We start from the raw sequence: 13690 nt of genomic DNA on the forward strand, positions 1-13690 counted from the left end.
GGTGGTTCGGTCCGGTGGCCCCTGCTCGCGAGGGGCCCCCGGCACACTCACTCGGCCGGGGCGTGACGCCCTCCGGCCGGAACTGGCTCCTCGGCCACCGGCGCCTGCACCTGCCCGAACTTCAGATAGAGGGCGGGCAGGACCAGCAGGGTGAGCAGGGTCGCGGTAATCAGCCCGCCGATGACCACGGTCGCCAGCGGCTTCTGCACCTCGGCGCCTGCCCCTGTGGCGATGGCCATGGGCACGAAGCCCAGCGATGCGACAAGCGCGGTCATGGCCACGGGCCGCAGCCGGGTCATGGCGCCCTGGTAGACCGCGTCCCTCAGGGACAGGTGTCCCCGAAGGATGAGGTCGTTGATGGAGGTCGCCATCACCAGCCCGTTCAGCACCGCCACGCCCGAGAGCGCGATGAAGCCGACCGCCGCGGGCACCGAGAACGGCATGTCTCGCAGCCATAGGGCGAGAAGCCCGCCCGACAGGGCCAGCGGCACGCCGCTGAACACGACGAGGGCGTCTCGCACCGAACCCAGCGCCGCGTAGAGCAGCACCAGGATCAGCAGGAAGCACGCGGGTACCACGACAGTGAGCCGCTCCCGTGCCTTGGCCAAGTTTTCGAACTGGCCGCCCCAGGTGATGGTGTAGCCGGGCGGCAGCTGCACCTGCTCCGCGACTTTGGCCTGCGCCTCGGCGACAATGGAGCCGATGTCGCGTCCGCGGGCATTGGCCTGGATGACGACCCGGCGCCGTCCCTGCTCGCGGCTGATCTGGTTCGGCCCCTCGACCACGCGCAGGTCCGCCAGCTGCTGGAGCGGCACCGAGTTCGCCGGGCGCCCGGCTATGGGCGGCAGCGGCACCGGCAGGCTCCGCAGGGTCTCGAAGTTGCCCCGCAGGTTGTCGGGCAGCCGCACCACGATCGCGAAGCGACGGTCTCCCTCGTAGACCATGCCTGCTTCGCGTCCGCCGACTGCGGTCGCCACCACGGCCTGCACATCAGCAACGCTCAATCCGCGGCGGGCGACCTCCGTACGGTTCACGGTGATCTCCAGGAAAGGCAAGCCGGTCGCCTGCTCCACCTTGACGTCCTCCGCGCCTTCGATACCGTTCAGGATGGTCGAAATCTGCGCGGCGACCTGCAACATGGGGCCGTACTCGTCGCCGAAGACCTTCACCGCCAGGTCGCCGCGCACGCCTGCCAGCAACTCGTTAAAGCGCATCTGGATGGGCTGGCTGAACTCCAGCACGTTGCCCGGGATGCCCGCGATGGATTGCTCGATGCGCTGGACCAACTCGGCCTTGGGAAGGGACGGGTCAGCCCACTGGTCGCGCGGCTTGAGGATGATGAAAGTGTCGGACGCGTTCGGCGGCATCGGGTCGGAGGCGACCTCGGCCGTGCCGGTCTTGGAGTAGATGACCTGCACCTCCGGGATCCGCGAGATGCGGCGCTCCAGCACGGACTGCATCGCCTGGGACTGCTGGAGCGAGGTGCTGGGGATGCGGAGCGCCTGCATGGAGAGGTTGCCCTCGTCCAGCGTCGGGATGAACTCCTGGCCCAGGCGGGCGAACAGGCTGAGGGACCCGGCGAACAGCAGCGCTCCCACGACGATGACCAGCACCGGCGCGCGCAGGGCGCCCCCGAGTGCGGGCGCGTAGAGGCGCTTGAGGCCCCTGACGATCCAAACATCCTTCTCCTGCACCCGCCCGCTGATCCAGATGGCGATGAGGGCCGGGACCAGGGTCAGGGAGAGCACGAAGGCGAAGAGGAGCGCGATAATGACGGTCAGCGCCATCGGCACGAACATCTTGCCCTCGACCCCGGTGAAGGTCAGCAGCGGCGCGTAGACGAGGATGATGATGGCCTGACCGTAGAGCGAAGGCCGGATCATTTCCCTGGCGCTCTCGGCCACGGTCTGGAGGCGCTCCTCCAACGTGAGCAGGCGCCCCTTCTCGTGCTGGCGCTCCGCCAGGTGCCGCAGGCTGTTCTCGGTGATGATGACGGCGCCGTCGACGATAAGGCCGAAGTCCAGCGCACCGAGCGACATCAGGTTGGCCGAGATGCCGCCCCGGACCATCCCGAAAGCGGTCAGCAGCATGGTCACCGGGATGACCACGGCCGTGATGATCGCCGCCCGGATATTGCCGAGCATCAGGAACAGGATGACGACGACGAGGAGCGCGCCCTCGCTGAGGTTCTTGGCCACGGTCTTGATGGTGGCGTCCACGAGGATGCCGCGGTCCAGCACGGTGGTCGCCTCGATGCCGCGCGGCAGGGTACGAGCCAGCTCGGTGACCTTGGCGTGGACGGCCTCGGCGACGAGGCGGGAGTTCTCGCGGATGAGCATGAGGGCGGTCCCGACCACCATCTCCTGCCCGTTGCCGCTGGCGCTGCCCGTGCGCTGCGCCTGGCCGATGGTCACCCGGCTGACGTCCCGCAGAAGGATCGGCACGCCCTCCCGTGTGGCGACCACCACCTGCTCCAGCTCGGCGACGCTCGTCACGCGGCCGGCAGAGCGGACCACGAGGCCTTCGCCGCCCCGCTCCACATAACCCGCGCCGGTCGAGACGTTGTTGCGCTCGATGGCCGTGCTGAGGTCCGAGAAGCTCAGGCCTAGCGCGATGAGCCGGGCGGTGTCGGGCTGGACCACGTACTGCTTGGTGTAGCCGCCGATGGCGTCCACGCCCGCGATGCCCGGCACGTTCCGCACCTGCGGCCGGATGATCCAGTCCTGAACCGTACGAAGATAGGTCGCACGGTCGGCCTCGGTGGTGAGGCGCTCCTTCTCGGGCGTGAGATAGCTGCCGTCCGCCTGCCAGCCCGGCTGCCCGTCCGGCACGACGTCGCCCGGCTTGCGGGGTGCGAAGTTCACCGTCCACATGGTGACCTCGCCCAGGCCGGTGGAGACCGGGCCAAGGCGCGGCTCCACCCCTTCCGGCATGGCTTCGCGCGCCTCGATCAGGCGCTCCAGCACCTGCTGGCGAGCGAAGTAGATGTCGGTGCTCTCGCTAAAGACAGCGGTCACCTGGCTGAAGCCGTTGCGGGACATGGAGCGGGTGCTCTCCAGGCCCGGGATGCCCGCGAGCGCCGTCTCAATCGGGAAGCTGACCTGCTTCTCGATCTCGTAGGGCGAGAGTGAGGGCGCCAACGTGTTGATCTGAGCCTGGTTGTTGGTGATGTCCGGCGTGGCGTCGATGGGCAGGCGGGCGACTGACCACGCGCCGATGCAGGCCGCGATGACGGCCAGCAGCACGACGGTCCAGCGGTTGCGGACGGAGAAGTCGAGGATAGGGCCGATCATGTCAGGTCGCTCCTCAGTGACCGTGCCCGGCTTCGGACTTGCTCGTCTCCGCGCGGAGCGAAAAGGCGTTGGCCACCGCGATCTCCGCTCCGGCGTCCAGCCCGAAGATGATTTCGTAGCCGTTGGCGTCCTCGCGTCCGACCTCGACCTCGCGCAGCTCAAAACCCTCGTCATTGCGGACGAAGACGACCTTCTTGCCCTCGACCTCCTGAATGGCGTCGCGGGGAACAAGCACGTCCACCCGCTGCTCGGCGGTGGAGAGGTGGGCGGTCACGAACCCGCCCGGGCGCCACGCGCCGTCCCCGTTCGGGATCTCGGCCACCGCCCGGGCGGAGCGGGTTTCGGGATCCAGGACCGGGCTGAGGAAGACGATCTTGCCCTCGGTCCGGGTGTCCCCCTCGCCGGTGACGAGCACCGTCTGGCCCTGCCGCGCCATGGGCACGTTCCGCGGCGGGACCGTTATCTCGACCCAGAGGACGGACAGGTCGGCCACCGCGAAGACCTCGGCGTCGGCGGCCACAGAGGCCCCCAGCACAGCGTTGCGGGCGGTAATCCGCCCGGCCATGGGCGCCCGCAGCTCCAGGCGCCGGAGGGTGGCGGCGGGCTGGCGGGCCAGGGCGGCGACCTCCGCCTCGGACAGCCCGAGGGCGGCCAGCCGGGCTCGCCCGAGGTCGACCTTGATGCGGGCCTCCTCGGCCGTGGTGCGGGCCTGAAGGAAATCCTGCTCAGCCGAGATCCGCTGCCGCCAGAGGCGGGTCTCACGGGCCAGGGTGGTCTCGGCCAGGGCGGCGGTTCGCGTCGCCGCCAGGAACTCGCCCTTGGCGTCCGCCACCTCCCGGCTCTCGAGCACGGCCAGCACGTCGCCCCGGGCGACCTCCTCGCCCAGGGTCTTCCGGACCTCGGCGACGATGCCGCCGAGACGGGCAGTCACGCGCGCCTGACGGTCCTGGCTGGCGGCCAGTACGCCGGGAACGGCGGCGCGGGTCACCAGCACGCCCGGAGCGACCGCAGCCACGCGGATCCCGGCAGCCTCAACCTGCTCGGCCGTCATTTTGATGTGGCCTTCCTCATTGTGGGACTCGCCTCCGGCACCGCCGGGGTTACCGGCTCTGGGCGCGGCAGCCGGTGCAGGCGCTGCCGCCGGTGCAGCCCTGGCGGGCGTGGATGCCATTCCCAGCAGGCTGCGGCCGGTCTCGGGGATGGCGGGGAAGGCCATGGCCAGGGCGAAGCCGCCGACAGCGGCTCCTGCCATGAGAATGATGCGGAGCATCAGCGGGCACTCCCGTTCGGGGCGTTCACAGGCTGGGACGGAACGGCGGGGAGATCGCCGCGGAGGCGCTGCACTTGGGCGCGCAGGGCATGGAAGGCCTGCATCGCCTCCACCAGTTGGGCGCGGGTGTCCGAGAGAGCCCGCTGCGCGTCGAGAACCTCCAGGAAGCTGAAGCGGCCCTCGCCGTATCCGAGCGTCGCGAAGCGGGCGGCCAGCTCGGCCGAGGGGAGCGCCGTTCGCCGCAGGGTGTCGACCGACCGCCAGGCCAGGGCGAGACGCTGCTCCGCCGCGACCAGCGTCGCGACCAGGATGTTCCGTCCGCGCTCGGCCTCGGCTTCGGCCCGGGTCAGCTCGGCCTGGGCGCGGGCGATGCCGCCCTGGTTCCGGTCGTAGAAGGGCAGCGGGATGGAAGCGCCCGCCACGAAAGCTGTCTCGTTGCTGTCGCCGAAGCGGCGGACATCACCCGAGATGGTCACGTCGGGCACGGCGATGGCTCGCTGCAGGGTCACGTTCGCCCGCTGCTGGTTAATGGCCGCGTCCAGCCGCGCCAGCTCGGGGCTGCCGGATAGGCGGGCCAGTGGGTTGGCCGGGACCGGGCGCCCCGGGTTGGGGCCGATGTCGTCGAACCAGGGCTGTCGTGGGGCGAGCTCGACGCGTGGCACGCCGATGAACACGGCGAGATCCCCCACGGCGATCTCTAGCTCCCGTTGGGCGCGTTCCGCCGCGATGTCGGCGGTGGCCCGGACCACCTCGGCCCGCTCGGCCTGCAGCAGCGGGTCGCGTCCGGCCTCAACCCGGGCGCGAGCCGCCCGGAGCGTCTCGGCAGCTAGCCTAGCGCGCTCGCGCTCGACGCCCACCAGCCGCCGGGCGGCCTCCGCGGTGGCGAGGGCGGTCACCACCTCGCGGGCGATCTCCAGCCGGAAGCCGGTGAAGTCAAGCACGGCCACCTCCCCACTACGGGCCGCGAGGCCAATCCGCGCCGAGCGCTTTCCGCCGAGCTCGATGATCTGGGCGAGGCCGACTGTGCTCTCCAGAGTGCGGAAGCCGCGGTTCTCCTGGCGGCCGCCGAAGCCGCCGAAGTTTTCGAAGCTGCCCCTCAGTGCCGGGTTGGGCCGCAGGCGCGCCTGCAGGGCGTCAGCCTGCACGGCCTGCCTGGCGGCTCCCGCACCCCGGAGGGCAGGTGATGCCGTGAGCGCTGCCTCAACGGCCTGTGGGGGAGAGGTGACGGTGAGTGGTGCGACGGCCGGACGAGTATCCTGCGCGTGGAGGACGGCCGGAGCGACGGCGAAGATCGCAGCCAGGCAGAAAGCCTTGATTGTCATGAGGGCACCTGAAATCGCGAGCCGGACACGGACCGCGCAGTTCTCCGATCAGGAGAGACCGAACTGTGTCCGCAGGAAACAACGGTTCGCTAGGCGCGGGGTGGTCTGGTTGGCAGCTCCGACGGTCCGGACTGCAGCACGCGTTCTGGGGCGAGCATCAACTCGGCCTGTTGACCTTCCGATAGGGGAAGTCCTGAGGCCACGGCTGGAGGCAGTGGTGCAATCTGACCACAGAAGTGGTGCGCGCTATGGCAGGGAAGGTTGTCCGGCTGCAAAGGCTCATCCGTACTGCCGGAATTCACGTTGAGGATTTCAACGAGGCCAACGGTGACAGGAGCCGCCCTGAGAGCGGCTTCGGCGGAGCCCAAAGCCAGGAGCAACATCAGCGCGCAGAGGAGTGCCGAGAGCCCGCGACGGCAGGCTGACAAGACCGGCGATGTCTCCGCGGCGAACATGCTGCTGGCGCCTCTAACCCATCTAATGCTGGCTGTCACGCGCAGCGCCTGGGGCAGCATGAACCTCATCAGAGAGGGCTCACCGCCTGACAGACGCTTTAATGGCACCTCTAGCCACTAGAGATTCAAGAGGTATTTTACTCCGGTATGAAAATGGATGAGACGGTGATTGTCCTGCTCCACCAGTAGGCAACCGATTTCCGGTGTACCACCTTCCAATGATGAGCCTGCCCAAGTGGCCAATGAGCATCGGTGACCTGTCGCGCGAGACTGGGGTCAAGCCGACAACCATCCGCTGGTACGAGGCGGAGGGGTGGTTACCGGCTCCTGCCCGGACCGACGGCGGCCACAGGGTCTACGGGGAGGTCCACCTGAAGCGGCTTGGATTCATTCGGCACTCGCGGGAGCTGGGATTCTCCATGTCCGACATCAGGTCCCTCCTCGACCTTGCCGAGCGACCCGGGGACGATTGCTCGGCGGCCCATGCCATCGCCATGGCCCAGATTGCCGAGGTGGACGCCAGAATGCGACGACTTCAAGCCCTTCGAGCCGAACTGGAGCGAATGGCTCATAACTGCATGGGCGGCCATATCGGCGACTGCCGGATCATCGAAACCTTGTCCGACTTCGGACATGGACACTGCGCAGCCCCCACACACGGCGACCCGGCGTCGTATCTGGGCTGAGCGTTTTGTCGTTCTTGACCCTACGTCCGCAGTACCCTTTGCCGGCCCGATCAGCGGCTTGGGCACCATGCAGGCCGAGGTCAAACACCGCTCCACAGAAGCGGCGCACGCCAAAGCAGTGTGGAGGGGGCACCTCGTAATGGGCCTCAGTAACGGTCGTAGCCCAGGAACGGTGATGGCGGCGGGGCTGGCTGGGACAACCAGGGCGTAGGCGGAGGCGGTGCGAAGTAGGCCGGTGGCGGCGGGGAGGCCCATCGGCGATAGTAGCTTGGCGGAATCGTCGGGGGCGCATAGTAGCGCGGACGCGCGTTGTAGTTCTGGGTGAAGTAGTGCTGGGCATGTTGCAGAAGCGTGGTGGGCCGGCCGTTCGGCGCTGCCTGTGGCGCGAGTGCCGGGGCCGGCCAGGGCGCTGCGGCTAGGGCGCCCGCCACGGCTGCGCTGGCCAGGGCCCTGCGAAGGCTTCCGCGTTGGATGGTGTTGCTGAGGGACGGGACCATGCTCTCGAAGCCTCCTCTGGTCGGTGGTGGGACGGGCCGGGCGCCTGGGAGATGGCGTCCATGAGGACAGAACGAAGGGGCGTTGTTGCGGAAAACTCGTGGGTGATGGGCCATGAGGAAGGATGGGACGGGGGCTGAGCGGCCGAGGAAGCGGTATCGCGTGCGGAACTGGCGCGAGTATGACCGGAGCCTAATCGCCCGCGGCGACCTGACCGTCTGGCTATCGCTGGACCTGGCCTGGCATGCGCCGGCGGGCACGGGCAAGCGGGGCCGGCCGCTGGTGTTCAGCGGCGCCGCGATCCAGTGCGCGCTGACGCTGAAGGTGCTGTTCCAGCTGCCGCTGCGGGCAGCCCAGGGCTTGGTGGAAGTCTGATCCGCCTGGCCGGGCTCGGGTGGCCGGTGCCGCACTTCAGCACCCTCTCGCGCCGGCAGCAGGCGCTGACCGTGGTCATTCCTTACCGCGCCCGAGGTAAGCCACTGCATCTTGTCGTGGACAGCAGCGGGCTCAAAGTGCTGGGCGAAGGGGAGTGGAAAATCAGGAGGCATTGTGCCAATCGTCGCCGCATCTGGCGCAAGGTGTACCTGGCGGTCGATGCAGACAGTCACGAGATCCGGGCTGTCGAGATGACTGACCACCGGCACGGCGATGGCGAGATTTTGGCCGATCTGCTGGCGCAGGTGCCGCAAGGGGAGCAGATCGCCTCCGTTGGCGGAGACGGGGCCTACGACACTCGCACCGCCTACGCGGCCGCAGCGGCCCGCAATGCGGAACTGCTCGTGCCGCCCCGACGCAACGACAAACCTTGGAAGACGCCGACCCGAGGAGCAGGCGAGCGCAACGAGACCCTGCGTGCCGTTCGGCACTTCGGCCGGCGACTCTGGAAGCGCTGGAGCGGCTACCATCGCCGCAGCCTGGCCGAGACAGCGATGTCACGCATCAAACGCCTCGGCGAGCGGCTCGCGGCACATGATCCCGCCCGCCAAGTGGCTGAGGTGCAGATCCGCTGCGCCATCCCCAACACCTACAACCAGCTCGGCATGCCCAACACCCTCGCTGTCGCCTGACCAAACCAGACCTGGCCAAACTAGAATAGAGGGGCAGTCGTGCTCTTCACCCGAATTGCGCAACAGGGCCCTTCCAGGGTGTCAGGGAGGCCCCATTTTCTTTCCCACAATTGCATAGATAAATCAGTGGTGTCCTACGTAGCAGGCGATATGCGGATGCACGGGGCATACGCGGCTGTCGATCCGCATGCGGTGGTGTGGAAAGCCGCGAGCTTCTGCTTCATCTTCACAAGCATGGTGATTAGGCATACATCCTATGAAGTCCCACTCCGTTCGACTTTGGATGGGGGTCGGAGACATCCTTCGTATACCCTGATCAAGGCGCATATTTAACAGCATAGAACTTATAATTGGGCTTATATCATGATCTTTCTTTAATTCTTCTGCCCGACCTTCTGGAAGGCCGAGCATAGCGAACGCAATGAATAAAATAACCAGTTTCATTTTATGAAATCTCCCGAGCAGATTGTACTATTCACAGTTTTGGCGGAGCTTAGAGAGACTTGAGCCTCGTTCCAACAAAATTGTTGCGCGGCGGATCATAGGCGCGAGCGAGATAGCCGCCGAGGCGGGCGACCTTCATGAGATAGCGCGGCATCGTAGCTGCAGCAGGTATTGCTGGTCGATCTCGGACGGTGCAGTCGAGGAGGACGACCTTGATTTCGGTCAACACAACTTTGGTTGGGGCACATGACGCAGTGCGGGCAACCATGGTCCATTTCAGGCTCCCAACAGCCTTTCCGCCCGTCAGGAGCTTATCCAAACTGGCCCTTCCTCGCCAATCTGGTTCCCCTGCCGCGAACTCTGACAGCTTCCATTAGAGTTCCCACCTTCTTGGCCCACTCTGACCGTTTCGGCGGGCGCCTCCGAGTCCGTGCTCCCACCATTCCCAATTGTGCTTGCCGGCCTTCACTTGTGGCAACCGCCCCCTATCCCACCCTTGGGCACGATAATAGGCTGTTATCGTGCGTAGGAGGCCGCTTAAATAACCTAACCTACTGATTTTACTGGCCGTTTGACCAGCGTCACGCTGCGGCGGGTATACTTCTCCGCCCTCTCCTACCGTTCCGTCCGCTAACCGATATTTCCGGACGGAAGGGGTGCGCCATACTCGCCATGAGTGAGCCCCTACCGACGATGCGCCCCCTCCCCTGCCCTCACCAACCCCGGCGCCAGCCGGAACCCTGGTGCTCCACACCAGCCTGCTCGGCGACCTGTGGGTCCAGGGAGAGCCCAACCAAGCCGTCGAACTGCAGGCGTGATCCTGATCCAAGGTACCTTAGCTCCACCGGGCGGAACAGGTGGTTGGCGCCACTGGAATAGGCGAGGTTCAGCTGCTTCCCCCTCATGGAACGCCGACCTCTATCGCGGACGAGTAGCACGCGCCCCGCCAGCCACTTGCAAAAACAGTCAACGTCAACCTTAATTGTTGACGTTGACGGAAGAGTCAAGAGGGAACAACTTCTAGGGGCAAAGGTGTTCTGACGTCAGAACTTTGGAACTGGGGGCGATCTATGGACGGAGGCGAACTGAGGGCGCTGCGGCAGCAACTGCGCCTGAGCCAATCGGAGTTAGCAGACGCGCTCAACGCCGTGCTGCAGCGCTCCTACGACAAGCCGCGTGTGTCGCGCTGGGAGAACGGCCGCGAGCCCATACCCGAAGAGGTAGCCCATTCAGCAGCAGGCTTGGCCAATGGTCAGCCGCGCCATGCGCGTATTTTGATTTTGGCTAACCAGAAGGGCGGGGTGGGGAAGACCACATCTGCGGTCAATCTCGCGTGTGGACTAGCTCGTCGTGGTGCGCGGGTGCTGCTAGTCGATCTCGACCCACAAGCGACTGCGACTGTCGCAATGATGGCGAGTGGCAGTGTTGATGCTTACCGCCAGGGGCGGACGATGGCCCACGTCATTCTGCGCGATCTTCCGCTAGAGCAGGCGATCTACGGCCAGGATAACCCGTTACTGGTCGCGCGTGGCGGCTTCGACTTGGTGCCTAGCCATATCGACTTGGCAGAAACTGATGGACGGCGTGAGCCAGGCTTCGACGTAGCGCTCCGGGAGGCACTGGAGGTCTCGCGCGAGCGCTACGATTTCATCGTGCTAGATGCGCCCCCTAATCTTGGCATGCTGACGGTAATGGGTTTGGCTGCCGCAGACGAGGTAATTATCCCCGTCCGCACTGAACCCTACGACAGTATGGGTGTGGGCTTGATACTGGGCACAATCAGCAAGGTGCAGCGCCGACTCAACCCTGCTCTTCGTCTAAGCGGAATTCTGCCCACCCAGTTCGGTGCCCGTAAGTCGGTGGATCGAGAGGTGCTTGAGCATCTGGTAGCTGTGATGGCTGGCAAAGCTCCGGTGCTGGAGCCAGTGCAGGCCAGCGCCGTCTTTGGGCACGCCGCCCGCAATGGCCGTATCGCACTCGATGCTTCTCCCAGTTCAGCAGCGGCAGTCTACGGTCGCTTGGCTGCTGCGCTCGCGACCGGCAGCGCCCTGCCTCATGCCACCCTTGTGCCTCAACTATTGGAGTCCTAACGCCATGGGTCAGCAGCGTAAGCAGCCTCCCTCTCCTATGCTGGGTGCAGCAATGGCGGCCATCGGTGAGGCATCAGAAGGGCTAGTGGCTGGCAATAGCCGCTTTCGTCACTCGTTCGAAGCACCAATCGCTCGCGTCCGGTCTGATCCGAACCAACCGCGCCGGCGCTTTAACGACGCTGATATCGAAGCTCTCGCGACGACGATGCAGGCCGAGGGGCAGTTGCAGCCCGTGCTGGTGCGGCGCGATCCCGAACAGCGCGGTGCCTGGATACTAGTGGCTGGCGAACGCCGTTGGCGCGCCGCCCAGTTTAGCGGCTGGACCACTATCCTGGCTATAGAACACACAGGTGACGCCGACCTTGCTGCGCTCCTGGAGAACCTTCAACGGGTCGACCTAACACCTGTCGAGGAAGCACGCGGGCTGCAGCGCTTGCTGACGCAGAAGGGGGTAAGCCAAGCGGCAGCGGCAGAGATGTTGGGGCGCAGCCCAGCGGAGGTGAGTGCGTGCTTGCGAATGCTAACCCTGCCACCGGAGTTTCTGGAGCAAGCAGTAGATGTGCCGCGGAATGTACTTGTGGAGCTAGCCCGCTTGGAAGATGGTCCGGTGCGGAACCATCTGATGCAGAAGGCAACCGATGGCTCTCTAACAGTGCGGGCAATTCGTGATGCTCGTGCGGCAACTCCACCTCCTCCCAGACGACCCTCGTCAACCGACTACTGGTCAGCGCTTGAGCGAATGACGTTGAAGCTGGAGCACCGGAAGGCGAAGGGCGAGAAGCTGAGCGAGGCTGAGCGACATGGACTGGCTACTCTGCGCACGCGCATTGAGGCGTTGCTCGAATTCTGATGTCAGAACTTCCCGGCTTTGGCACAGGAGGTTCTGCCGATTCGGTTGGACCCTACTCACGGCCACCGGGTTCCATCCCCAGTAGGCGGCTTGGACTCTACTCACGCTTAAGAATTGGACTCTACTCACGCGAATCGGGCTTATCCCCAGGACTTTGCTCACACAAGCTAATAGAATTATCTAATAGCCTTCAAATAGCTTGCGTGAGGACAGTCCAACTTGCGTCAGAGGGTAACTTCGTCTCGGATGGAAGGCATGGGGGCTGTTCATCATCTAATCCTGACTAGAGGCATTGAGGCAGCAAGGCGCGAGGCAAATGGTGCCTGCGCGAACCAGCGCCTGTGCGTCGAGGCCGCTTTCGAGGTCATGGGTGACGAGGCAGGCAAGATCGGCATTGCTCATGCCGGCTTTGCCATGGCAGCGCTGCCGCACAAGAAGACGGCTGAAACGATCTGGGAGCGCGAAGCAGGATCAGTCAAATTGCTTGTCGAGAGCGGTCTCGACACGAACCGACAGCCGATCGGCATCCCTTATGGATCACTAGCTCGGCTAATCTTGATCTATTTGCAGACACAAGCCGTTCGAACTCGGAGCCGCAAGGTAGAACTGGGCGCGTCGATGAATGCTTGGCTTAGCGCAATGGGCTTGCCCGTTGGTGGGAAGACTTACCAACTCGTCCGTGAACAATCGCGGCGGCTTTCACGGTGTCGCCTTACGTTCTTTCGCCGTTCAGGCGGTTCTGAGTTAGTGACAAATGGCGCGTTCGTACGCGACTCAATTCTACCCTTGGACTCTACTCACGGGCAGATGCCACTTTGGCAAGAGCAAGTCACGCTAGACGAAGGGTTCTACCAGTCGCTGATTGATCACCCACTACCTCTCCGGGAGAAGGCAATTCAAGCAGTTTCAGGTCGTTCCATGGCGATCGACATCTACGTCTGGCTGGCTTACCGGCTGCACGTCCTGTCCGGACCAGTCGAGGTCAGCTGGCCAGCCCTCAAGTCGCAGTTCGGCGAGAGCTACAAGGAGCTGCGCTTTTTCCGGCGTGACGTGTTGCCTTCGCTTGATCTCGCGCTAGCAGCTTACCCCGAGGCGAGGGTTCATATCGATGAGAAGCGGGGTCTCACCCTCTATCCATCGGCACCTCCAGTACCCGAGAGAAAAATTCTGGCAGGCTAGCTACTAGCAAGAGGTTCTAGAACCACTTCTGACCTCAGAAGCTTTCCTTTGCGGGTCGCCGAAGGGTACCGGTGTAGGTGGGAATCCGGCGGGCGCTCCTCGCCTCTCTTGATGCCGCTGGTCTTGGGGTCGATCTCCAGCAGGCGGTGAATGGTCCGGGCCTCCAGCCCGGTGCTGTCGGACAGGCGCCTGGCGGCGCGGCCGGTGGGGGCACAGAGCGCCACCTCCACCTCTTTGGCACACAGCACCTGCAGGATGGAGTTCACCAGCGTGGTCTTGCCCACCCCGGGGCCGCCGGTGATCACCAGCACCTTGGAGCGGGTGGCGAGGGAGAGGCCGGTCCTGCCCTCCACCCAGGGGATCGCCCGCGCGGTGTCGATGTCAGGCCAGGGTGGCGCCCCCGGGCCAGGGCGCGCAGCCGCTCGGCGATGACCCTCTCGGCGCGGTAGAGCCCGGCCAGGAAGACGCAGCGCTCCCCCTCCAGGGTGTCCGCCACCACCTCGCCCTCGGCCAGCTCCAACTCCAAGGCCGTCTCGATG

General features: G+C 65.4%; 9 protein-coding genes and 2 pseudogenes. 5 read left to right on the top strand and 6 right to left on the bottom strand.

Annotated elements, in window-relative coordinates:
* Window positions 1-47: 47 nt before the first annotated feature.
* From D9599_RS23385 to D9599_RS23395, 3 genes are read right to left on the bottom strand one after another with little or no spacing between them, the layout of a single operon-like run.
* Window positions 48-3293 carry an efflux RND transporter permease subunit gene (locus D9599_RS23385; RefSeq protein WP_198383710.1) on the bottom strand — a complete coding sequence of 1082 codons (3246 nt, stop codon included), beginning with the start codon at window positions 3291-3293 and terminating at the stop codon, window positions 48-50.
* Window positions 3294-3306: 13 nt separating this feature from the next.
* On the bottom strand, window positions 3307-4563 hold the full coding sequence (locus D9599_RS23390) for an efflux RND transporter periplasmic adaptor subunit (RefSeq protein ID WP_198383711.1): 1257 nt from the start codon (window positions 4561-4563) through the stop codon (window positions 3307-3309).
* Window positions 4563-5885: a TolC family protein gene (locus tag D9599_RS23395; protein ID WP_198383712.1), complete on the bottom strand. Its 1323-nt coding sequence runs from the start codon at window positions 5883-5885 to the stop codon at window positions 4563-4565. Before D9599_RS23395 ends, D9599_RS23390 begins: the two co-directional genes overlap by 1 nt.
* A gap of 673 nt (window positions 5886-6558) precedes the next feature.
* Here D9599_RS23395 and D9599_RS23400 point away from each other — a divergent pair.
* Together D9599_RS23400 and D9599_RS23405 are read left to right on the top strand one after the other, a co-directional pair.
* Window positions 6559-7026 carry a helix-turn-helix domain-containing protein gene (locus D9599_RS23400; RefSeq protein WP_232480818.1) on the top strand — a complete coding sequence of 156 codons (468 nt, stop codon included), beginning with the start codon at window positions 6559-6561 and terminating at the stop codon, window positions 7024-7026.
* Between the two features lie 609 nt (window positions 7027-7635).
* Window positions 7636-8588 (top strand): annotated as a pseudogene (locus D9599_RS23405) (IS5 family transposase).
* Window positions 8589-9081: 493 nt separating this feature from the next.
* On the opposite strand, the gene D9599_RS23410 reads toward D9599_RS23405, so the two are convergent.
* Window positions 9082-9351: a hypothetical protein gene (locus D9599_RS23410; protein WP_198383713.1), complete on the bottom strand. Its 270-nt coding sequence runs from the start codon at window positions 9349-9351 to the stop codon at window positions 9082-9084.
* A gap of 394 nt (window positions 9352-9745) precedes the next feature.
* Entirely contained in the window at window positions 9746-9937 is a 192-nt protein-coding gene (locus D9599_RS23415) for a hypothetical protein (RefSeq protein ID WP_198383714.1), read from the bottom strand.
* A 165-nt stretch (window positions 9938-10102) separates the two neighbouring features.
* Between D9599_RS23415 and D9599_RS23420 the strand changes: the two genes are divergently transcribed.
* From D9599_RS23420 to D9599_RS23430, 3 genes are all read left to right on the top strand, one after another.
* Window positions 10103-11122 carry a ParA family protein gene (locus tag D9599_RS23420; RefSeq protein WP_198383715.1) on the top strand — a complete coding sequence of 340 codons (1020 nt, stop codon included), beginning with the start codon at window positions 10103-10105 and terminating at the stop codon, window positions 11120-11122.
* Between the two features lie 4 nt (window positions 11123-11126).
* The gene (locus D9599_RS23425) at window positions 11127-11972 is read left to right on the top strand and encodes a ParB/RepB/Spo0J family partition protein (RefSeq protein ID WP_198383716.1); all 846 of its coding nucleotides are present in this window, start codon (window positions 11127-11129) and stop codon (window positions 11970-11972) included.
* A 255-nt stretch (window positions 11973-12227) separates the two neighbouring features.
* Complete coding sequence (locus D9599_RS23430) at window positions 12228-13151, top strand: replication protein RepA (RefSeq protein ID WP_198383723.1); 924 nt, start codon at window positions 12228-12230, stop codon at window positions 13149-13151.
* An 89-nt stretch (window positions 13152-13240) separates the two neighbouring features.
* Here the strand turns inward: D9599_RS23430 and D9599_RS23435 are convergent.
* Window positions 13241-13690 (bottom strand): annotated as a pseudogene (locus tag D9599_RS23435) (AAA family ATPase); the annotation flags it as partial.

Origin of the sequence: Roseomonas sp. KE2513, from assembly GCF_016107305.1 — a bacterium.
Classification (GTDB): domain Bacteria; phylum Pseudomonadota; class Alphaproteobacteria; order Acetobacterales; family Acetobacteraceae; genus Roseomonas.